This window comes from Streptomyces griseus (assembly GCF_900460065.1).
In the GTDB taxonomy this organism is placed as follows: domain Bacteria; phylum Actinomycetota; class Actinomycetes; order Streptomycetales; family Streptomycetaceae; genus Streptomyces; species Streptomyces griseus.
Genome location: NZ_UAVD01000029.1, coordinates 167,872 through 188,116, shown reverse-complemented (window position 1 = coordinate 188,116; position 20,245 = coordinate 167,872). Strand labels below are relative to the sequence as shown.

General features: G+C 70.7%; 19 protein-coding genes. 8 read left to right on the top strand and 11 right to left on the bottom strand.

All coding sequences use genetic code 11. From position 1 onward, the window contains the following. Window positions 1-22: 22 nt before the first annotated feature. Window positions 23-2,311 (bottom strand): FAD-dependent oxidoreductase, encoded by a 2,289-nt coding sequence (locus tag DTB53_RS20720; RefSeq protein ID WP_012378107.1) that lies wholly within the window; start codon window positions 2,309-2,311, stop codon window positions 23-25. A gap of 352 nt (window positions 2,312-2,663) precedes the next feature. Between DTB53_RS20720 and DTB53_RS20715 the strand changes: the two genes are divergently transcribed. The 4 genes from DTB53_RS20715 (at window position 2,664) to DTB53_RS20700 (ending at window position 7,344) form a co-directional block, all read left to right on the top strand. Further along, entirely contained in the window at window positions 2,664-3,590 is a 927-nt protein-coding gene (locus tag DTB53_RS20715) for a carbohydrate ABC transporter permease (protein WP_012378108.1), read from the top strand. Beyond that, entirely contained in the window at window positions 3,590-4,513 is a 924-nt protein-coding gene (locus DTB53_RS20710) for a carbohydrate ABC transporter permease (protein WP_003964732.1), read from the top strand. The genes DTB53_RS20715 and DTB53_RS20710 overlap by 1 nt, the downstream gene beginning before the upstream one ends. 59 nt (window positions 4,514-4,572) lie before the next feature. Beyond that, the gene (locus DTB53_RS20705; RefSeq protein WP_012378109.1) at window positions 4,573-5,874 is read left to right on the top strand and encodes a type 2 periplasmic-binding domain-containing protein; all 1,302 of its coding nucleotides are present in this window, start codon (window positions 4,573-4,575) and stop codon (window positions 5,872-5,874) included. Window positions 5,875-6,045: 171 nt separating this feature from the next. Further along, window positions 6,046-7,344: a BNR-4 repeat-containing protein gene (locus DTB53_RS20700; protein WP_012378110.1), complete on the top strand. Its 1,299-nt coding sequence runs from the start codon at window positions 6,046-6,048 to the stop codon at window positions 7,342-7,344. A gap of 54 nt (window positions 7,345-7,398) precedes the next feature. On the opposite strand, the gene DTB53_RS20695 is transcribed toward DTB53_RS20700, so the two are convergent. The 9 genes from DTB53_RS20695 to DTB53_RS20655 all read right to left on the bottom strand — a co-directional run bounded on the left by DTB53_RS20695 (window position 7,399) and on the right by DTB53_RS20655 (window position 15,853). After that, window positions 7,399-8,748, bottom strand: a complete 1,350-nt coding sequence (locus DTB53_RS20695) for an ammonium transporter (protein ID WP_003964735.1) — start codon at window positions 8,746-8,748, stop codon at window positions 7,399-7,401. A gap of 81 nt (window positions 8,749-8,829) precedes the next feature. Continuing rightward, the gene (locus DTB53_RS20690) at window positions 8,830-9,789 is read right to left on the bottom strand and encodes an urease accessory protein UreD (RefSeq protein ID WP_012378111.1); all 960 of its coding nucleotides are present in this window, start codon (window positions 9,787-9,789) and stop codon (window positions 8,830-8,832) included. Between the two features lies 1 nt (window position 9,790). Beyond that, on the bottom strand, window positions 9,791-10,411 hold the full coding sequence (gene ureG / locus DTB53_RS20685) for an urease accessory protein UreG (protein WP_003964737.1): 621 nt from the start codon (window positions 10,409-10,411) through the stop codon (window positions 9,791-9,793). A gap of 58 nt (window positions 10,412-10,469) precedes the next feature. Further along, entirely contained in the window at window positions 10,470-11,225 is a 756-nt protein-coding gene (locus DTB53_RS20680; protein ID WP_012378113.1) for an urease accessory protein UreF, read from the bottom strand. 3 nt (window positions 11,226-11,228) lie between these two features. Continuing rightward, window positions 11,229-12,953, bottom strand: a complete 1,725-nt coding sequence (gene ureC / locus DTB53_RS20675) for an urease subunit alpha (protein ID WP_012378114.1) — start codon at window positions 12,951-12,953, stop codon at window positions 11,229-11,231. Then, complete coding sequence (locus DTB53_RS20670; protein WP_003964741.1) at window positions 12,953-13,474, bottom strand: urease subunit beta; 522 nt, start codon at window positions 13,472-13,474, stop codon at window positions 12,953-12,955. The genes ureC and DTB53_RS20670 overlap by 1 nt, the downstream gene beginning before the upstream one ends. Then, window positions 13,471-14,517 carry a sirohydrochlorin chelatase gene (locus DTB53_RS20665; RefSeq protein ID WP_012378115.1) on the bottom strand — a complete coding sequence of 349 codons (1,047 nt, stop codon included), beginning with the start codon at window positions 14,515-14,517 and terminating at the stop codon, window positions 13,471-13,473. The genes DTB53_RS20670 and DTB53_RS20665 overlap by 4 nt, the downstream gene beginning before the upstream one ends. A gap of 3 nt (window positions 14,518-14,520) precedes the next feature. Then, complete coding sequence (locus tag DTB53_RS20660) at window positions 14,521-14,826, bottom strand: urease subunit gamma (RefSeq protein ID WP_003964743.1); 306 nt, start codon at window positions 14,824-14,826, stop codon at window positions 14,521-14,523. A 64-nt stretch (window positions 14,827-14,890) separates the two neighbouring features. Continuing rightward, on the bottom strand, window positions 14,891-15,853 hold the full coding sequence (locus DTB53_RS20655; protein WP_003964744.1) for an urea transporter: 963 nt from the start codon (window positions 15,851-15,853) through the stop codon (window positions 14,891-14,893). A gap of 259 nt (window positions 15,854-16,112) precedes the next feature. Here DTB53_RS20655 and DTB53_RS20650 point away from each other — a divergent pair, with 259 nt between their 5' ends. The 3 genes from DTB53_RS20650 to DTB53_RS20640 all read left to right on the top strand — a co-directional run bounded on the left by DTB53_RS20650 (window position 16,113) and on the right by DTB53_RS20640 (window position 18,250). Continuing rightward, window positions 16,113-16,583 carry a fluoride efflux transporter FluC gene (locus DTB53_RS20650; protein WP_012378116.1) on the top strand — a complete coding sequence of 157 codons (471 nt, stop codon included), beginning with the start codon at window positions 16,113-16,115 and terminating at the stop codon, window positions 16,581-16,583. After that, the gene (locus DTB53_RS20645) at window positions 16,580-16,954 is read left to right on the top strand and encodes a fluoride efflux transporter FluC (RefSeq protein ID WP_003964747.1); all 375 of its coding nucleotides are present in this window, start codon (window positions 16,580-16,582) and stop codon (window positions 16,952-16,954) included. Before DTB53_RS20650 ends, DTB53_RS20645 begins: the two co-directional genes overlap by 4 nt. 210 nt (window positions 16,955-17,164) lie before the next feature. Then, window positions 17,165-18,250: an ABC transporter permease gene (locus tag DTB53_RS20640; RefSeq protein ID WP_012378117.1), complete on the top strand. Its 1,086-nt coding sequence runs from the start codon at window positions 17,165-17,167 to the stop codon at window positions 18,248-18,250. A gap of 102 nt (window positions 18,251-18,352) precedes the next feature. On the opposite strand, the gene DTB53_RS20635 is transcribed toward DTB53_RS20640, so the two are convergent. Beyond that, entirely contained in the window at window positions 18,353-19,009 is a 657-nt protein-coding gene (locus DTB53_RS20635; RefSeq protein WP_012378118.1) for a MarR family winged helix-turn-helix transcriptional regulator, read from the bottom strand. Between the two features lie 203 nt (window positions 19,010-19,212). Between DTB53_RS20635 and DTB53_RS20630 the strand changes: the two genes are divergently transcribed. Beyond that, entirely contained in the window at window positions 19,213-20,184 is a 972-nt protein-coding gene (locus tag DTB53_RS20630; protein ID WP_012378119.1) for an aldo/keto reductase, read from the top strand. The last annotated feature ends 61 nt before the right edge of the window (window positions 20,185-20,245 follow it).

Genomic DNA, 20,245 nt, shown 5'->3' with positions numbered 1-20,245 from the left:
CCACCGGCCCTTCGGCGTGCGGTCAGGCGCCGTACGCCTTGAAGGCGATCACGTGGGCGTGCCGCGCCCCGTGCGTCGCGTCGACCACGAGCCGCAGCGCGCCGGTGCGTACGGGGCCGCCGTCCGCGGCCGACAGCGCGTGCACGCGGTGGCGGCGCCGGTTGTCCGTCACCGTGAGGAGGGTGTGCCACGCTCCGGCGGCGTCGCGGCTCTGGACCCGGTAGTCGCGTACGAGCTCCGGCATGACCTCGTACGGGGTGCGGTGGCGGTGCAGGTTGTTGAGGTACTCGTCGACGTCGTCGTCGAACACCAGGCGGATCTCGGTGAGTTCCCGCTCGTCGTCCCAGTCCAGCCGGAGCCACTGGGCATCGCCCCGGGACGCCGAGGACCACATCTGCGGACCGCCGTAGGGGCGCTGGTATCCGCCCACGGCCCGCTCGGGGTGGAACGCCGCGGTGCGGGGGGCCGCCCGGAAGGCGAAGGTCTGCCGACGCAGCCCGCGGGCCTGCCACTCCAGGACCAGCTGGCCGTCCTCCTCCGGGATGTCGTGGTCGACGGCCGCGTCCCCCTCCGCCTTCCTGCGCAACGCGAGGACGCCGTGGGCGCGTTCGGGGAGGAGCACCAGGGCCGTGTCCGCGCAGGCCCGCACGGTGAGGATCGCGTTGCCGGGGGTATCGGGGTGGTGGTCGAGACGGGCCGTGACCCAGTGGGGGCCGCCGGGCGGGACGGTGACCGTGGTGGTGAGGAGCCGGTCGACGGGGACCGCGTTCTCGGGGTGGCCCGTGCCCCACAGCTCCACGGTGAGTTCCCGGGACCGGCCGTCCGGGGCGCCGTGGACGAGCAGGTCGACCGTGTCGAGCGCGGGATCGACCGGCAGCAGCACGGCGAGGTCGCGGGTGAGCGGGTAGGGGGCGCCGGGCGCGTCCTCGGTCGGTTCGGCGCCGAGCCGGGTCAGCCAGGAGGAGGCGGTGACCCGGGCCGTGCGGGCGAGGTTGCCGGGGTCCTCGTCCACGAGGCCGATCACGGACGCGTCCTGGCGCAGCAGGGTGCGGCGCACCAGCTCCGGCCGTTCGGTGGCGAGTTGCCGCGGCGTGAGCCCCTCGGCGACGCACAGGGCCGCGGCGGTGCCGGCGGCCTCGCCGAGCGTCGCACAGGTGGCCATGACGCGGGTGGCCCCGAAGGCGATGTGGGTGGCGGAGATGTTGCGCCCGGCGAAGTGCAGGTTCGTGACGTTCGCCGAGTAGAGGGAGCGCAGCGGGATGTGGAAGATGCCGTCGGCGTACCGCTGGCGCGCGCCGGGCTCGTCGGCGTACATGCCCTGGACGGGGTGGAGGTCGACGGACCAGCCGCCGAAGGCGATCCGGTCCTCGAACTGGCGCTGCTGGAGGATGTCCCGCTGGGTGAGTACGTAGTCGCCGAGGAAGCGGCGGTACTCGCGCTTGCCGGGGAGGCTGCCGACCCATTCCAGGGTGAGGTTCGCCGCGTCGGGGAAGCGGCCGGAGTTCTTGATGTGGTCCCAGATGCCCATGATCACGGACTGGAGCTCGTCGCGGATGCGCTCGTTGTCGTGGACGGTGTCGAGTTCGCCGCCCCACTCGATCCACCAGTAGTCGCACCCGTTGTCGCCGGTGCGCAGGACGCGGTTGCGCAGGATGGGCGTGTCCGACAGGTCCTTGGCGTGGGCGGGCGCTACGAACTTCACCGGCCGGCCCGTGTCCTTGGTGTGGAAGAGGATCGTCGAGCCGAGCAGCGCCCCGTCCGCCTCGTCGGGCGCCCAGGGCTCGTCGAACTCGGCCCGCGACTCCCGGCCGACGCGGTGGCGGGCCCCGGCGAGGTGACCGAGCAGGCCGTCCCCGGTGCAGTCGAGGAACTGGCGCGCGTGGAAGGTGATGCGGCGCTCCGATCCCATCATCCAGCCGGTGCAGGAGTGCACCTCGCGGCTGTCCTCGGGGCCGCTCGCGTCGACCTCGCGTACGTCGGTGTTGAGGTAGAGGTCGATGTTCGGTTCGGCGCGTACGGCGTCGAGGACGACCTGGTCCCAGTAGTAGGGGTTCCCCTCCGGGTTGCGGTACTGGTTCTCGGTGTACAGCTCGCCCATGATTCCGGTCTCGCGGGCCCAGCGGTGCACACCGTGTGCGGAGGCGCCGCAGACCCAGACGCGGATCTCGCTGCTGGCGTTGCCGCCCAGGACGGGCCGGTTGTTCACCAGGGCGACACGCCGGCCGAGCCGGGCCGCGGCTATGGCCGCGCAGGTCCCCGCCAGCCCACCGCCGATCACGGCGATGTCGTAATGGGCCTCTTCTTCCCGCACGGTGCGGCCTCCTCGATGTGAAGCTCGGATACTCCCCGCCACGGCGGGTGACCTCGAACGTACATCACATCCATATCGTGCAACCACTGTTCAGCCAGTGGGAATCGCTGTAGGTTCCGATGGCGGCGGCCGACCTGACCCCTGACCGGTCGCCACGAGCCGACATGCACGTTCGATGCAGGCAGGACGCGTTCGCCGGCCCCGACAGAACCGGCGATTCATTGACCAAAAGGGTTGACGCAATCGCACGATATGGAGAACGATCCCGCATGCTGCAACTTGCATTCACCGGAGTGGCAGGACGTTCACGCAGGGCCCCGGCGCTCCCGCCACCCTTTGAGAGGACAGACCCATGAGTACGGCCGCACCTCCCCAGAAGGCGCCCCCGCCCCGCCAGCGGACCGGGGGACGGCTCTCCAACGGTGCGTTCGCCCTGCTGCTGACCGCACCGGGGCTCGCCCTGTTCGCGGCGATCATCTTCTACCCGCTGCTGTCGGCCCTGTTCACCGGCTTCTTCAAGCAGGACCTTCGACTGCCGGGCCGGGAGTTCGTCGGCCTGGACAACTTCGCCCACTGGCTGAACGGTGACCTCCTCACCATCCTCGAGCAGACGCTGATCTTCACCATCGGCGCGACGCTCGCACCGTTCACCATCGGCTTCGCGCTCGCCCTCGCGCTCAACACCGGGCTCAGAGGCAGCGGATTCCTGCGCGGACTGTTCCTGTTCCCCTGGGTGATTCCGGGCGTCGTGGTCTCCTTCCTCTGGATGTGGATCTTCAACGCCAACTACGGAGTGCTCAACGGCGTCCTCGTGAAGGCCGGTCTCATCGAGGAGTCGGTGGCCTGGCTCGGCCAGCCGGGCACCGCGATGCTCGCCGTCATCGTCACCAAGACCTGGGCCAGCTTCCCCTGGATGATGGTGATGCTCCTGGCCGGTCTGCAGACCGTGCCCAAGGAGTTGCACGAGGCGGCGTCGATGGACGGGGCCGGCTCGATCCGGCGCTTCTTCGCCGTCACCTGGCCGCAGATCCGGGGGGTCGCCTCGATCGTGCTGCTGCTGGAGTTCATCTGGAACTTCCAGCACTTCGACACCATCTACGTCCTCACCGGCGGCGGCCCCGCCGGCACCACCGAGACGTTCGCGACCGCCGTCTACCAGACCGCGTTCAAGGGCTTCGACATCGGCCGCGCCACCGCGCTCGGCGGACTGTGGATGCTGCTCCTGCTCCTCCTCGTCGTCGTCTACCTCAGGATCACCGAGCGGAAGGGCGACGCCTGATGACCACCACCACCTCTCCCCCGCCGACCACCGTCGAGCGGCCCCGCCCGTCCGCCGCCGCACCGGCCGGACGCGGTCCCCGGCGCCGTATGCGCAAGGACCTGCTGCGGTCGCGGATCGCCGCCTGGAGCGCGGTCGTCGTGATCGGCGCCTTCGGCCTGCTGCCGGTCTACTGGCTGCTCGCCACCGCCCTGAGCACCCCCGAGTCGACCTTCCAGTTCCCGCCGAAGCTCATCCCCACCGATCTCACCCTCGGCAACTTCACGGCCCTGGCCGAGAACGACCAGCTGATCAGCTATCTGGTCAACTCGCTCGTCGTGGCCTCGATCACCGCCGTGCTGAGCGTGGTCGTCGCCACGTACATGGGCTACTCGTTCTCCAAGTTCCGCTACCGGGGGCGGCGGTCGCTCATGCACCTGGTGCTGGCCTCCCAGATGTTCCCCCAAGCGCTTCTGCTGGTGACGCTGTACACCGTCTTCTCCAGCTTCGGCATGCTCAACACCTACACCGCCCTGGTGCTCTCCTTCACCACGTTCACCATGCCGCTGTGCGTCTGGATGCTGAAGGGGATCTTCGACACCATCCCGGACGCGCTGCTGGAGGCGGCGTCCATCGACGGCGCGTCCCGGTGGCGGACGCTGCACTCCATCGTGGCCCCACTGGCCGCTCCGGGGATGATCGCCGCCGGCCTCTTCGCCTTCGTACGCGGCTGGAACGACTTCATCTTCGCGCTGACCCTGGCCGACAAGGAGAAGCAGACCCTGCCCCCCGGGCTCGTCTCCACCTACATCGGCGAGTTCCAGACCGCCTGGCCCCAGTTGATGGCCGCCTCGCTCGTGGTCTCCGTCCCGGTGATCGTCGCCTTCATGTTCCTCCAGCGCTACCTGGTCGGCGGCATGACCGCCGGCTCGGTCAAGAGCTGACCCACGGGCCCGACGGCCCCCTCCACCTGCCCTCCCGCACACTCCCCCATGGAGAGATCATGACCACCTCTGGCATCAGCAGGCGCGGCGCGCTGCGCATGCTCGGCATCGGCGCGCTCGGCGCGGCGGGCGTCGGTGCGCTCGGCGCCTGCGCGCCGTCCGGCGCCGGCGTCGCCTCCAACGGCGGCGACCCGAAGTCGAAGAACTTCGACTTCACCTCCTGGTCGCTCAACGAGGAGGCCGCCAAGCCCTCGATCGAGAAGATCATCGCGGCCTGGGAGAAGGCGGAGAAGTCCAAGATCCGTGCGGTCTCCTACCCGTACAACGAGTACCTGAGCCAGCTCACCCTCAAGCTGGGCGGCGGGGAGACGACGGGCGCGGTCCACCTCGACATCGCCTGGCTCGCCGCGATGGCGCAGATGGGCAAGCTGGTCGACGTGGGATCGGCGGCCGGGCGGGGCGGCTACACGGACGTGGCGCTCAAGAGCGGCGTGTACGACGGAAAGCAGTACGGGCTGCCGTGGAACACCGGCTCGATCGGGGTGATCGCCAACGCCAAGCTCCTGGAGAAGGCCGGGATCAAGGAGCACCCCGCCACCGTCGAGGAGTTCGAGGCGGCGCTGCGGGAGCTGAAGGGGCTCGGCGGCGGTGTCGTGCCGTACGCGGCCGCCACCAAGGTCGCGCAGCTCAAGGACATCTTCCCGTGGATGCAGACCTTCGGCTGCGCGCTGTACGACGACGGGAAGGTCACGATAGGCGACGACGCCTCGGTCGACGCGGTCGTCTGGTACAAGAAGCTGCACGACGCGCGGCTGATCGCCGCCGACGTGGACCGCTTCGACGCGCGCGCCCTGTTCGGTCAGGGCAAGGCCGCCTTCTACGACGACGCGATCATCGGCAAGGGCGTGACCTCCGCCCAGTCCAAGGACAAGACGCTGGCCGACGCCATGCAGCCGATGGAGCGTCCGGTGCTCACGGCCGGCGACACCCCGCAGGCGATGCTGTGGGGCGGCGTGATCGCGATCGTCAAGGGCAAGGGGCAGGAGGCCGCGACGGAGTTCGCCCTGCACGCCACCACCGACGAGGCGACCACCTCCGAGTACTTCGCCGCCCGCGCCCTGCCGCCGTCCACCACCGCCGGTCTGGCCGCTCCCGCGGTCGCCAAGGACACCTTCACCACGGAGTGGACCCGGAAGATCACGAAGACGGCGACCGGCAGCCCGTTCTGGCAGTTCGCCCAGAGCGCCCAGATCGACGAGGCCGTCGCCAAGCAGGTGCAGGCCGTCCTCGTCGGCACGTCGAAGCCGAAGGACGCGATGAAGCGGGCCGGCGAAGAGGTCGCCGCGCTCATCAAGCGCTGAGTCCGAGCGCCGTGTCCCGGGCCCGGCGGACACCGCACGCTCCGCCGGGCCCCGCCCGTGACACCCCGCCCCTGTCCCGCACGACGAGCGCCGGACGGCGGCCGGCGGGCCGCCCTTCCGCGCCGCTCCGCTCCGCTCCCGCACACCCACCCACCCGCGAAGGAGTCCATCTTGCGACGTCACACGGTACGCACGTACACGGCGGCGGCCACGGCCCTGGCCGCCCTCCTCCTGCCCGTCCCCGCCGTCGCGGCCGACACCGCGCAGGGCGCCGCGGCGGCGGTGACCGAGAAGGTCCCGTACGCGATGGACTCCTCGAACCAGGCCGCCTGGTGGACTCCGGTCGCCACGTACAAGGGCCGCGGCCAGTACACCTACTTCGCCTTCAACGAGCCGGGCTCGACGGCGGCGACGCACCGGCCCGCCATCGCCCGGCGCGACCCGGACGGGGCCTGGAGTCTGCTGCCGCTGGTGAACCGCGACGGGCAGCGGGCCGAGTTCGCCGACGACAACGGCCACAACCAGCCGTCGGTCGCCCGCGACGGCAGCGGCCGCCTGCACGTCTTCGCCTCCATGCACGCCGACGCCTGGCGCTACTACCGCACCGATGCCCCCGGCGCCGCCGTCACCGACCGCGCGTCCGAGCTGCCCGATCAGGGCGTCGGCATCACCTACCCGATCGTCACGACCGCCCCCAACGGCGACCTGTACCTGGCGGCCCGCGTCGGTTCGGGCGCCGACCAGCGCCCCGGCAAGCTGTACCGCTGGAACAACGCCGAATCCCGCTGGAGCGTCGTGGCGACCTTCGCCGGCGCGCTGTACCGCTCCGTGTACCCCGACGACATCACCGTGGACGCCTCCGGCCGCGTCCACCTCCTCTACGAGTGGGGGAAGGCGCCGGCGACCGCGTTCCGCCACCAGCTCTCGTATCTGGCCTACGACCCGTCCACCGGGGCCTTCGCCGACAGCACGGGCGCCGCGGTCGCCGCCCCGGTCACGCCCGCCACCTCCGACGTGGTCCAGGACTTCACGGCGGGCGAGGAGTGGAGCAACGACAACGCGTACCCGGGTCCCGCGGTGCAGAGCGCCAAGCTCACGCTCGACGGCTCCACGCCGAAGGTCGCCTACCGGTACCGCTCGGCCGACAGCGGCGGCCACTTCCGCGTGTACTACGCCTACCCGAGCGGCGGCGACTGGATCCGCAAGACCGTGTACGCCGGCGGGCAGACCAACGCCGCCCTCGGCATCACCTGGGACGGGACGGTCACCAAGAGGGTCTACTACGTGACCGCCTCGGGCACCGACCGGGTCTTCGCCGCGACGCAGTCGGCGGACGGCGCCTGGACCGCGGCCTCGGCCGCGCCGGGCGTGAGCGCGGACCGGCTCGCCGTGCGACGGGACTCGGACGGCCGCGATGTCCTCTATCTGCCGGACACCGCGCGCAACTCCCTCTACTACGTGTCCCGTTGAGGAGGCAGGCCGAACGGCTGCCGTGAATTCACCGGGTCGCGCGGGAGACAGGTGCTACCGGTCTTCCGCGCGGGCCCGGAGCAGACGGCTGATCTGCTGGACCAGTTCGTCGTCGCTGGAGGCCCGCTTGCCGGAGACGAGTGCGCCCAGGCGCTCGGCGGTCTGGAAGTCGTACGCGCGCTCCGCCTCCTCTCCCGGGACGGTGCCGTACTCCTCCTTCGCCCGGAAGCCCACGGTCAGGTCCACGGCCTTGGCGATGATCCAGGTGAGGATGAAGGAGAAGGCCATCACGGAGACGATCGCGACGAGCTGCTTGCCGAGCAGCCCCCAGCCGCCACCGTAGAAGAGGCCCTCCTTGCCGCTGATGCGCGCGGTCGCGAACAGTCCGACCATGATCAGACCGATGAGCCCGCCCACGCCGTGTACGCCGACCACGTCGAGGGTGTCGTCGACGCCGAACCGGAACTTCAGGGTGATCGCGAAGGCGCACACCGCGCCCACGACGAGGCCGGTGACGACGGCTCCGAGGGTGTTGATCTCACCGCACGCCGGGGTGATCGCGACCATACCGGCGACGGCGGACGAGACGACGCCCATGGTGGTGACCCTGCCGGTGCGCCACTTCTCCACCAGGGGCCAGGTGACCATCGCGCCCGCGGCCCCGAGCTGGGTGTTGATGAAAGCGGCTGCGGCGGTGCCCTGGTCGGTCAGCGCGGAACCGGAGTTGAAGCCGAACCAGCCGAACCAGAGGAGGCCCGCTCCGATGACCACGAGCGGGATGTTGTTCGGGCGTTCCTCGCGGCGGGCGAAGTCGCGCGGGGCGCGCAGGACGAGCGCGACGGCGAGTCCGGCGACGCCCGAGTTGAGCTCCACCGGAAGGCCGCCGGCGAAGTCGAGTGCGCCCAGGTGCTTCACGATCCAGCCGTCCGTGTCGAACACCCAGTGCGCGATGGGGATGTAGACGATGAGCAGCCACAGCACGACGAAGACGAGCCACCCCCTCATCGTGGCGCGGTCCGCGATCGATCCGCTGATCAGGGCCACGGTGATGATGGCGAAGCCCATCTGGAACGTGCTGTACACGTAGGTGGGGATGGCCCCGGTCAAGGTGTTCAGTTCGATGTCACGCAGGAAGGCGTGGTCGAGGTTGCCGATGAGCCCGGCGCCGCCCACATCGGGCCCGAACGCCAGGGTGTATCCGACCGCCCACCAGATGAGGGTGCCGAAGGCCAGGGCGGCGAAGCTCATCTTGATCATCATGAGCACGTGCCGGGTGCGCACCATGCCGCCGTAGAAGAAGGCGAGGCCCGGGGTCATCAACAGCACCATGGCGGTGGCGGCGAGCAGCCAGGCGGTGTCCCCGGAGTCGTAAGCGGGTGGCATCGGCGCGGGAGCGGTGTACATCGGCGGATACCTCGTGGGGTGAGGGGGCGGCAGGGGGGCGGGGCGCGGACCGGGGCCGCTAGGGGCCCGGGACCGTACGGGTCACGGCTTGCGCAGGTCGGGTGCGGGACGACCGGTGAGCAGGCGGCGTACGGCCTGGCGGACGGCCTCCTGCGCGCCGGCGATCCGGATGGGGCTGTCGTCGAGCACCCGGACCCACGCCCCGCAGTCCCGGGGCAGGACGCTCACCCCGTGCAGGAGGCCGAGCCCCGCGAGCGCGTCGTGCAGGGCGTCGGCCAGCACGGTGGCGGGCACGCGGTCGGTCACCGCGAAGAGGGAGGCGACGAGGTCGTGGCCGGCGAACACCGCCGGTCCCAGGACTCCCCCGCCCCGCCTCCCGGGGACGAGGCGCAGCGTGTCGATGGCGAGCAGGGTGCCGTCGGGGCGGCTGATGTGGAGGTCGGTGGCGAGCACCCGGTAGGCGTGCCGTTCGCCGCGGGCGAGCCGGCCCGCGGTGAGGGTGTCCGCGACGACGACGGTGGCCCCGGGCGCGACGGTGACTTCCGTGCGCTGGTAGAAGCGGGAGCCCTTGAAGGGGATCAACGGGTCCGGCAGGTACTCGACGTAGCTTCCCGCCTCGGCGCTCAGGTGGACCCGCTGGCTCGCGTAGTCGTGCTCCATCCGGAAGATCTTGGTGGCGGCCTGGGTGGTGAGGTGGACCTGGGTGTCCGGGCCGCAGCGGAAGTCCATCCGGTAGCGGTCCGCCTGGGCGACACCGGCGCCGGTCGCCATGATGTAGACGTAGCTCATGCCGGGCTGTTCGGGGTCGATCCACAACGGCCGCATGATCTGCAGAGGCGTCTTCTGGTAGCGCTCGACGAGCTCGGTGCGCCCGCCCCGTACCGCGAAGGCCAGGTCGAGGATGCCCACCTTGGCCGGTGAGCCGGGGGCGAGGGTGTCCGGGACCGAGGCCAGGGCTGCCACGTCCGGGGGTACGCGGACCGGGTTGTAGTGGTCCGCGGTAAGCCGGTCGGCACGGGGCGGGTACGGGGCGGGCGGCATGTCAGATCAGCACCTTGCGGCGCGATTCGAGGTAGAGCGCGATGTCGTCGATGCCCACGCCGGTGAGGCAGTCGGTGAGGACGACGGGCCGGTCGTCCCGGACCCGGTGGGCGTCGGCCTCCATGATGCCGATGTCCGTGCGCACGTACTGCGCGATGTCGATCTTGTTGATGACCAGGAGGTCGGACTCGGTGATGCCGGGGCCGCGCTTGCGGGGCATCTTCTCCCCCTCCGCGGTGTCCAGCACGAAGAGGAAGAGGTCCACCAGGGCGGGGCTGAACGTCAGGGTGAGGTTGTCGCCACCGGATTCGTACAGCAGCGTGTCGGTGTCGGGGAAGCGCTCCAGCATCTCCGCTCCGGCCGCCAGGTTCATCGTGGGGTCGTCGCGCACGGCGGTGTGCGGGCAGGCGCCCGTCTCCACGCCGACGACCCGTTCCGGCTCCAGGACTCCGGCGAGGGTGCGACGGACGTGCTGGGCGTCCTCCTGTGTGTAGATGTCGTTGGTGATGACGGCGGGGCGGTGACCGCGCTCGATGAGCACGGGAACCAGCGCCTCGATGAGCGCGGTCTTGCCGGATCCGACCGGCCCGCCGATGCCGACCCTCAGTACGTTGTCGTCCATGGGTTCTCCCTGGTTGATGCCGTGGTGGATGTCCGTGGGTGGATGTCCGTGTCGCATGTCAGCTGGCGAAAAGGCGCGCCTCGGCGCGTTCATGACGGCCCGACATGATGTCCGAGGCGAAGACCGTGGCGCCGACGTCGTCGAGCTCGCGCCGCAGGGCGGCCTCGACGGTCCTCTCGATGAGGGGGGCGGCGCCGCGGATCAGCGTCTGCGTCGTGCGGTGGTCGGTCAGCCTCAGCCGCAGCGCGGCGCCCGCGAAGCTGACGCAGAACGCGAACAGGTCGGCGGCGACGGCCTGGCGGACCGGGACCCCGGTGGCCGCGTAGATCACCCCGGCGGCGACCGCCTGGGTTCCGGGTGCCTCCCGCCGCACCACCCGGTCGAGGTAGTCGCCGATCTCCGGGCGGCCGAAGACCTCCCGGCCGAGGTCCAGAAGCTGACGGCCGGTCCGGGTCGCGGCCTGCCGCATCTCCCGGCCCAGCTTCGTGGCCAGGAGATGTTCGTCGATCCGGACGACGTCCGCCGGGTCGCCGGCCGCGGTGGCGCGGTGGGCGAGGGCGAGCGCGGTGGCGTCGGCGGGTCCGACACCGTGCAGCAGCAGGTCCTCCAGGAGGAGCGGCAGGCTGCCGGGGTCGACGGCTCCGGCCTGGGCGAAGCCCTCCAGGCTGTGCGAGAGGGTGTAGAAGCCGCTCGGGAACGCGGAGTCGGTCAGCTGGAGGCTGACCAGCAGCGGCCCGAGCCCCGCGCCGCCCGCGCCGGCCCCGTGCACCGCGGTCGCGATGTCCGCCGGATGGTCGCTCTCGTTGCGGTACACCGCCTAGACCAGGAAGTAGAGGTGGTTGAGGGGCAGCGTCTCGGCCGGGTCGATGGTGGCGACCCGGCCGTTCAGCGTGACCTTGAACGTCTCCGGGTCGACCTTGATGTCGGGGAGGGCGTCGTTGCGGATCATGTTGTGCTTGCCGATGGTGCGCGTACGGCGCACGGGCAGGACCTTGCGGTTCAGGCCGAGCTCGGCCGGGACCCCGGCGGCGATGCCCGCCTGGGACATGAAGGTCGCGTGGGTCGCTTGCAGGGCCTTGCCGTACTGGCCGAACATCGGCCGGTAGATGACGGGCTGCGGGGTCGGCAGCGAGGCGTTGGGGTCGCCCATCTGCGCCCAGGAGACGATGCCGCCCTTGATGATCATCTTGGGCTTCGCGGCGAAGGAGTGGATGGGCCACAGCACGATGTCGGCGAGCTTGCCCTTCTCGATCGAGCCCACGTAGTCGGAGATCCCCGAGGCGATGGCCGGGTTGATGGTGACCTTGGCCAGGTAGCGCAGCACGCGCTGGTTGTCGTTGCGCGCCGAGTCGCCCTCCAGCACGCCGAGCTTGTCCTTGCAGTGGTGTGCGGTCTGGAAGGCCCGGGTGACGGACTCCCCGATCCGCCCCATGGCCTGGGAGTCCGAGGAGAACATGCTGATGACGCCGAGGTCGTGGAGCACCGACTCGGCGGCGATCGTCTCGGCCCGGACCCGGCTGTCGGCGAAGGAGACGTCCTCGGGGATGTCGTGGCTGAGGTGGTGGCAGACCATGACCATGTCGAGCAGCTCGTCCACCGAGTTCTTGGTGTACGGCAGCGTCGGGTTGGTGGAGGACGGCAGGACGTTCGGTTCACCGGCGATCCGCAGGATGTCGGGGGCGTGACCGCCGCCCGCGCCCTCGCTGTGGAACGTGTGGATGGCCCGGCCGTCGATCGCGGAGCGGGTGTCCTCGAAGAAGCCGCCTTCGTTCAGGCTGTCGGTGTGGATGGCCACCTGGACGTCGTGCTCGTCCGCGACGCTCAGCGCGTTGTCGATCACGGCCGGGGTGGCGCCCCAGTCCTCGTGCACCTTGAGCGCGCAGGCGCCGGCGACGACCTGCTCCTTGATCGCCTCCGGCAGACTGCCGTTGCCCTTGGCCATGATGCCGAGGTTGACCGGAAGGGTCTCGGCGGACTGGAGCAGCCGGGCGATGTTGTACGGGCCGGGAGTGCAGGTCGTGCCGTTGGAGCCGTCGGTCGGACCGGTGCCACCGCCGATGAGGGTGGTGATGCCGTTGCTCAGCGCCTGCTCGGCCTGTTGCGGGGCGATCAGATGGACGTGGGTGTCGATGGCCCCGGCGGTGGCGATCAGGTGCTCCCCCGCGATGGCCTCCGTACCGGGTCCGATGACCAGGTCCGGGTCGACGTTGTTCTGTGTCTGCGGGTTGCCCGACTTGCCGATGCCGACGATGAAGCCGTCCTTGATGCCGATGTCGCACTTGACGACACCCACCACCGGGTCGATGACCACCACGTTGGTGATGACGGTGTCCAGGGCCCCCTGGGCGGAGGTGGCCTGCGGGTCGGAGGCCATGCCGTCCCGCATGGTCTTGCCGCCGCCGTAGACGACCTCGTCGCCGTACAGCCCCTCGCTGTAGTCCTTCTCGACCTCGACGACGAGGTTGGTGTCGGCGAGGTGGAAGCGGTCGCCGACGGTCGGGCCGAACATGTCCGTGTACTGCTTGCGGGGCAGGATGGGCATCAGCGCGAACCCTTCTTCTCTTTCTTGGTCACCGGGGAGCCCTTGGAGCCCTTCGTGTCCTTGGGGCCCTTGGCGTCTTTGGTTTCCTTCGGGCTTTTGGCGGTGCTCCTGCCGGCCGCCGAGGCGGGGCGCTTGGGTCCCGAGGTGCCCTGCGCACCTTGGAAGCCCTGCTCGATGGCTTTGCGGACGGCTTCGACACGTGCGGGGTGGGAGGAGAGGCTGCCGTTGAGCAGCCCGCTGAATCCGGTGAGCCTGCCGGTGCCGGCGTACGCGCACAGCTCGACCTCGCGCGAACCGCCGGGCTCGAACCGCACGGAGGTGCCGGCGGCGATGTTGAGGTGCATGCCGAGCGTCTTCTGTCGGTCGAAGGAGAGCGCGGAGTTGACCTCGAAGAAGTGGTAGTGGGACCCGATCTGCACGGCACGGTCGCCGGTGTTGCTGACCGTGACCTTCAGGGTGCGGCGGCCCGCGTTCAGTTCGATGGGGCCTTTGCCGTACAGATACTGCTGACGGAACGTCATGCGGTGCTCCTGATGACTCGGTCCGCCGCGCCGGCGGACTCCTGGTGGCGCCGGTGAGCGGATGCGGGGCCGTGGTCGTGGGGTTGGGGGTGCCCGCGCGCGGGGTTCTCGCACGCTGGGTGAGTGTGAGCGTGGGTGTGCGCGTCCCCCGGACCGTGCGTGTGAACGTGGGTGTGGGTGTCCCCAGGACCGTGGGTGTGAGCGTGGGTGTGGGTGCCCCCAGGACCGTGGGTGTGCGCATGGGTGAGGGTGTGCGCGTCCCCCGGACCGTGGGTGTGAGCGTGGGCGTGGTCGTGGCCCTGGCCCGGCGGGTGTGTATGGGAGTGGCCGTGGTTGTCGGCCGCGGTGAGACCCGCCCCGATACCGTCGTCGCCGTGCTCGCGCAGGCGCCGTCGGGCGTCGTTGACGCGCTCCGCGAGCACGCGTCGCAACGCCGGCGCCGACACGAGCGGACTCGCCCGGTCGACCGGCGGTCGCTGCGCGCCGTCCGGCCCGGGAACCTCGGGCAGGGCGAACGCGGCCGGAAGCAGCGTCACCCGCCGGGCGCCGAGCAGACGGCACCGCCGGATGCCCTCGGTGAGATCCGGGTCGCCGTCGGAGAACGCGACCTCGACGAGCGGATGACGGCCGTAGCGGCGGACGAGAGCGGCGACGCGATACAGCTCGGCGTCATCGAACGGATCGCCGGACGGAGCGGTGACCAGCACCGCGGAGTCTTCGGATACCCGCCCCGCCGCTGCCCTCAGCCAGCCGACCAGGTGCTGCGCGGTGCCGAACGGCTCGGCGAGCACGGTCGTGCCCCGCTCTGCGGCGGGAACGGCGCGCAGCGTCCGGGCGGTGTCGGCGACGAGTGCGGGATCGCGGCCGAGCGTCATGGGGACGACGACGGTCTCCTCGCCCCGACGACCGTGCTCGGTGATGCTCCGGAACAGTTCCCGTCCGTTCGACACGACGCTCACCCCGCCGTCCACGACGGGGACGAGGGCGCGACCGTGGGCGGCTTCGTGGCCGCACACGGCGATGACGGCGACGGACTCGGCCACGGGTCAGCCCCCGATGGGGTCGTGACAGGACACGAGCTTGGTCCCGTCCACGAAGGACGCCTCGACCTGGAGGAGACCGAGCATCTCCCGTACGCCGTCCATGGTGTCCGCCTCACCCACGACATGGCGGCCCATCTCCATGCAGTCCGCGACGCTCCTGCCGTCCCGGGCCGCCTCGAGAATCGCCTCGGTGATCAGCGCGACCGACTCGCTGTAGTTGAGCTTGAGGCCGCGGTCACGGCGCTTGCGCGCCAGGTCGGCCACCACATAGACGAGCAGCTTGTCGATCTCGCGGGGGGCGAGGTTCATCGTCAGTACCTTCCTCGGAGATGTACGGGCTGAGAGCCGGGGCCCGGAGCGGGCAGGGGGCGGGTCACTCGCTGCGGCGCAGGCGGGGCAGCAGAGGGACGGCCGCCATCAGCACCCAGGTGGTGAGGATGAACGGCCAGGTGAAGGTATGGCCGCCGAACGGTTTGAAAAAGGAGGTCAGCGAGGCGGTGAGACAGGTGGTCACCGCGGCTCCGAACAGGGCGTACGCTCCCGTCCAGACCGTGTTGGCCAGGAACACGGCGCCGATCGCGATGGCCACGAGCACCGCGTTGTATCCGTAGATGCCGTTGGCGATGAGGGCCGTCGGCGCTCCCAGCAGCCAGGCCGCGACGATCCCGGCCACGCTGCCCCCGGCGGCGTAGAGCGCGACGCGCAGCCCGGCGAACGCGAGGCCGACGAGCATGATCAGACCGGCGTACCAGCTCTCGACCAGGAAGATCTGCGACACGTTGTTGAAGAACGCGTGCCACAGGTCGTTCCACGAGATGCCGGTGTCACCGCTCGTGGTGCTGGAGACGGCGTTCGGCGCCCCGTGCCAGACCCTGTCGAACGACGGTGCGCCCACCACGACCACACCCGAGACCAGGCAGAAGGGCGCGGTCAGGGGGGTGAGGCCGTAGGGAGCGAGCAAGGTGCCCAGGGCAGCCATCAGGATGGTGCACATGACGGCGCCGAGCACGGTCAGTACGTAGGTGGCCGGATGGTTTCCCAGCGAGGAGACGAGAGCGATGCCCGTCAGACAGCCCGCGTACCCCTGGAGGCCGAGCGCGATGCCGGCCCGGTCCACCGCGAGGGCGTAGGCAGTCGCCGTGGCGATCAGTGTGCCGAGCGTGGCGAACAGACCCGTCTCCCAGCCCGACACCCACAGGGCGACGAGGATCGCCGCCCCGGTGAGCAACCCGGGCTGGAGGTCCACCTGTCCGAAGCCTCGTAGGGAGGCGAGGAGGTAGGCGAACGGCTGACGTTTCTCCAGCCGCCGGACGAAATCCGGCTCGGTGAGGGGCAAGACAGGCTCCAGCGGATGGGCAGGACGAGTTCTTCCGTCCCCTGGGCACGAGGGACGGAAGGGAGACTTCCGACAAAAGGCACGAAACCGCAGCCCGCCGCATTTGTCGCGCCGCACGGCATTCGGGCTAAGGGCTGTCCCACCGTTCACGTCCTGGCGGTGGGGGTGGTGGGACAGGCCCTAGTCCAACCAGGTAGGGAAGCGAGAGGGACCAGCGCGCTCGGCCGGGCGCCCCGGTGCGCTTCCGTAGATTCGCGGAATGGCCCGAAAGATGCTGCTGCACCGCCTCAGCCACCCCGACCACCATCCAGGCGTGCAGGTGACGGTGGTGGGCGCCGTCGCGATCGGCGGTGCGGCGGGAGCGGTCGCCCGGTACGGCGCCGAGCGCCTCTGGCCGACCGGCGCGTCGGCCTTCCCGTGGACGATCCTGCTGGTCAACACGGTCGGCTGCTTTCTGATGGGCGTCCTGATGGTCACCCTGAAGCTGCGTTTCCCCGGTGCGCCCCGGCTGATCAGCCCCCTGCTGGGCACCGGGGTGCTGGGCGGGTTCACCTCGTTCTCGCACTACACGGACAACGTGCGGCAGTTGTTCGAGGCCCATGAGCCGGGTTACGCGGTCGGCTGCCTCCTGCTGACCGTGGTGGCGGCGCTGGCCGCCGTGACCGCGGGCGCGCTCGCTACTCATGTCGCCTTCAGGCGTTCCTACGGCACGGAGACCACCGCCTCATGACCGACTGGCTGCTGGTGATCGCGGGCGCTCTGGTGGGGGCCCCGCTGCGGTATCTCCTCGGGGTCGACGCGAAGTTCCGCCTCCACAGCGTCTTCCCCTGGGGCACCTTCGCCGCCAACGCCGGCGGCGCCCTGTTCCTCGGCTTCCTCGCGGAGGCGGTGACCGACGGAGACCTGGGAGCACGGCTGAACCTGCTGCTCGCGACCGGGTTCTGCGGAGCCCTGTCGACCTGGTCGACGTTCTCCTACGAACTGCTGACGCTGACTTCGGCCCGACGGCTGACCCTGGCGGCCGGCTATCTGCTGCTCACCGTCGGCGCGGGCGTGGGCCTGTCGTTCGCCGGCGCGGCTGTCGCGAACGCGGCTTTCTGACGACGGCGCGTTCGGGGCGCCGGTTCGCGGCGCCCTCGTCGCACCCCGGGGCGTACGGCGGTTGAGGTCCGTCCCGGCCCGGACGTTCGGCCAAACGGGGAGGCGGAGCACCGGACGCGCGTGTTCCGCCCGGGCGGGGCTCCGGACGCGGCCGAGGATGTGGGCCGTACGAGCGCACCGGCCGATCACGTCCGAGACAGGGGACCGCACATGGCGAACGCACGGGGACCGTCAGCCAGGACCGAGGCGTGGACGGAGATGCGCGACGCCATCACCACCAGGGCCGTCCTCGTCATGGTGGGGGTGCTGCTGCTCCAACTGGGCTTCGCCCTGTCGTACATGGGGGCGTTCCACGCTCCCGAGCCCCACCGGATCCCGATCGTGGTGGTCGCGCCGCGGACGGTGGAGGCGGAACTCGTCGGCCGGCTCAACGCGCTGCCCGGCGAACCGTTGCACGCCACCTCGGCCCCGGACCGGGCCGAGGCCCGGACACGACTCCTGGAACGGAAGACCGACGCCGCCCTGATCGTGTCGGCGGCGAGGCCCGCCGACACCCTGCTGGTCGCCTCGGCGGGCGGACCGTCGGCATCGGACGCCGCCGCGGAAATCGTCGACGCCATCGAGCGCGAACAGAACCGCACCCTGACCGTTCGCGACATCCGCCCGCCCGCGTCAGGGGACTCGCGGGGGCTCTCGTCCTTCTATCTGGTGCTCAGCTGGACCATCGGGGGCTATCTCGCCGCATCGGCGTTGAACATGGCGGCCGGCTCCAAGCGCCCCACCCTCCGGCGTTCCATCGTGCGGCTGGCCGCGATGGTGCCCTACGCCTTCGTCTCCGGGATCGGTGGAGCGATCATCGTGGGGCCCGTGCTGAACAGCCTGCCGGGGGCCTTCTGGGAACTCGTCGGCATCGGCACCCTGGTCGTGTTCGCCTCGGGCGCCGTGGGAGTGGCCCTGCAGTCGCTGGCCGGGACGATCGGTCTCGGTCTCACCATCCTCATCTTCACCGTGCTCGGCAATCCCAGCTCGGGCGGGGTCTATCCGGCGTCGCTCCTGCCGCCGTTCTGGGCCGCGATCGGCCAGGCACTGCCTCCCGGAGCCGGTACGACCGTGGTGCGCAACACGGTGTACTTCGACGGTGCCGACACCACCGGCGCCCTGTGGATCCTCGGCGCCTGGGCCTTCGGCGGAATCGCCGTGGCGCTCGTGTCCGCTCTGCTGCGCGACCGGGGGAAGCGGCCCCGGTCCGAGGCGGCGATCGGGACCGGGCCGGGAGTCCGGCCCGAAGTGGGCTGAGTCGGGGGCGCCGACGGAGGAGCCACGCGTCCGAGAGCCGGCGTCTCCTCCGGCCCGGAGGGGGCAGTCGGCGTCACCGCCACCTGTTGCACCACCCCTCGGTCAGTCCGCGGTACGCCCGTGTGTGTCGTGGGTTCCCGCTGCTTTTGGGGGAGGTGGCGGTGCGGAGCCCGCGTCGGCCTGCTCACGCTTGACGGCGGTGTCGACTGCCGCGCCGATGCGGCGCAGTGTCGCCAGCTCCTGGGGATCGAGCCCATCGATCAAATACTCGCGGACCGCGGCGACATGTCCCGGCGCCGCCGCCACGACCACCTCGTAACCGGCCTCGGTCAGCGTCGCGTTGGTACGTCTGCCGGGACCGGGGATTCGGGTCCGCGTGATCAACGCCCGCTTCTCCAGTCGGCCGACGACGTGGGACAGCCGCGAAAGAGACGCCGCCGTTCGCGCGGCCAGGGTGCTCATCTGCAGCGTGCGGGCCGGCTGCTCGGAGAGGACCGAGAGCACCATGTACTCGAAGAAGGTCAGCCCCGCCTCGCGCTGCATCCGCGCGTCCAGAGCGGCCGGCAGGCTGATCATGATCGCGGAATTGGCCAGCCACGCCGCCCGCTCGTCCCCGTTCAGCCACCTGGTTCCGGCAACCGGGCCCGTGAGCCCGGCCGAGCCGGGCCCCTCCGCGGCAGACGCCTCCGTCCCGGCTGTCGACCCGCGCCGTTGCCGCCCGGGGCGTGATCCGTCCACATCGTCTGCCGTGCTCGCCATAGGGACATCCTAGACCCCCTTGTTGACGCGTCAAGTTGGAACGTGTAGTTATTGACGCGTCAAGTTCGCCTCGCCGACCGTGTGCGCAACCGCCGACCGTGCGGTGCGCCGTCGGCGCGCGCCCTCTCGCGGCGTGAGACCGGTCCCCACGCAGAAGCGCGGGGCGGGGCGGGGCGAGGACCAGGTCCAGGAAAGGACGACGGATGCAGTCCACATCGCTCGGCGCGCTCCAGGTATCGCGCATCGGCCTCGGCGCCATGGGGATGTCGGCGTTCTACACCGGCGCGGGCCGGGACGAGACCCGATCGATCCGCACCCTTCGGCGCGCGGTGGACCTCGGTGTCACCCACCTGGACACCGCCGAGGTGTACGGGCCCTACGTCAACGAGGAACTGGTGGGCCGCGCGCTGCGGGGCCGCCGGGACGAAGCCGTTCTCGCGACCAAGTTCGGGCTGGTCTCCCATTCCGGCCGGCCGGGCCCGGACAGCACCCCCGCCAACGTCCGTACGGCGGTCGAGGGCTCCCTGCGACGACTCGGAACCGACCGCATCGACCTCTACTACCAGCACCGGGTCGACCCCGGTACTCCCGTCGAGGAGACGGTGGGAGCGCTGAGCGAGCTGGTGGCCGCGGGCAAGATCCTGCACATCGGGCTGTCGGAGGCGAGCGCGGCGACGATCCGCCGAGCGCATGCCGTCCACCCGGTGGCCGCTGTCCAGACCGAGTACTCGTTGTGGACACGCGACCCCGAGGCCGAGGTGCTGCCCACGCTGCGCGAGCTCGGTATCGGGCTGGTTCCCTACGCACCGCTGGGGCACGGTTTCCTCGCCGGTGGCATCCGCACGCTGGACGGCATGGACGCCACCGACTGGCGCCGCACCAACCCCCGGTTCACCGGCGAGAACCTCACGCGCAACCTGCGCATCGTCGACCGGGTACGCGAGGTCGCCGAGGAAGCCGGTGCCACCCCCGCGCAGGTCGCTCTGGCCTGGCTGCTCGCGCGAGGAGACGGCATCGCCCCCATTCCGGGCACGAAACGCGTCGACCGGCTCCAGGAGAACAGCGCGGCCGACGGAATCCGGCTCACCCCGGGCCAGATCAAACGCCTGACGAACCTGACACCGGCGTCCGGCGCACGCCACGCCGAGCCCGACATGGCGGACATCGACCGGTGACAGGGGCGCGACGGCGGTCAAGGCCTGTCGCCCCCCTCAGATGAAGGCACCAACTCCTGTG

Excerpts from the sequence above, each read along its gene's own strand:
- DTB53_RS20715 (WP_012378108.1), top strand. The coding sequence starts at position 2,664 with ATGAGTACGGCCGCACCTCCCCAGAAGGCGCCCCCGCCCCGCCAGCGG.
- DTB53_RS20710 (WP_003964732.1), top strand. The coding sequence starts at position 3,590 with ATGACCACCACCACCTCTCCCCCGCCGACCACCGTCGAGCGGCCCCGC.
- DTB53_RS20705 (WP_012378109.1), top strand. The coding sequence starts at position 4,573 with ATGACCACCTCTGGCATCAGCAGGCGCGGCGCGCTGCGCATGCTCGGC.
- DTB53_RS20695 (WP_003964735.1), bottom strand. The coding sequence starts at position 8,748 with ATGTACACCGCTCCCGCGCCGATGCCACCCGCTTACGACTCCGGGGAC.
- DTB53_RS20690 (WP_012378111.1), bottom strand. The coding sequence starts at position 9,789 with ATGCCGCCCGCCCCGTACCCGCCCCGTGCCGACCGGCTTACCGCGGAC.
- ureG (WP_003964737.1), bottom strand. The coding sequence starts at position 10,411 with ATGGACGACAACGTACTGAGGGTCGGCATCGGCGGGCCGGTCGGATCC.
- ureC (WP_012378114.1), bottom strand. The coding sequence starts at position 12,953 with ATGCCCATCCTGCCCCGCAAGCAGTACACGGACATGTTCGGCCCGACC.
- DTB53_RS20670 (WP_003964741.1), bottom strand. The coding sequence starts at position 13,474 with ATGACGTTCCGTCAGCAGTATCTGTACGGCAAAGGCCCCATCGAACTG.
- DTB53_RS20660 (WP_003964743.1), bottom strand. The coding sequence starts at position 14,826 with ATGAACCTCGCCCCCCGCGAGATCGACAAGCTGCTCGTCTATGTGGTG.
- DTB53_RS20650 (WP_012378116.1), top strand. The coding sequence starts at position 16,113 with ATGGCCCGAAAGATGCTGCTGCACCGCCTCAGCCACCCCGACCACCAT.
- DTB53_RS20645 (WP_003964747.1), top strand. The coding sequence starts at position 16,580 with ATGACCGACTGGCTGCTGGTGATCGCGGGCGCTCTGGTGGGGGCCCCG.
- DTB53_RS20640 (WP_012378117.1), top strand. The coding sequence starts at position 17,165 with ATGGCGAACGCACGGGGACCGTCAGCCAGGACCGAGGCGTGGACGGAG.
- DTB53_RS20635 (WP_012378118.1), bottom strand. The coding sequence starts at position 19,009 with ATGGCGAGCACGGCAGACGATGTGGACGGATCACGCCCCGGGCGGCAA.
- DTB53_RS20630 (WP_012378119.1), top strand. The coding sequence starts at position 19,213 with ATGCAGTCCACATCGCTCGGCGCGCTCCAGGTATCGCGCATCGGCCTC.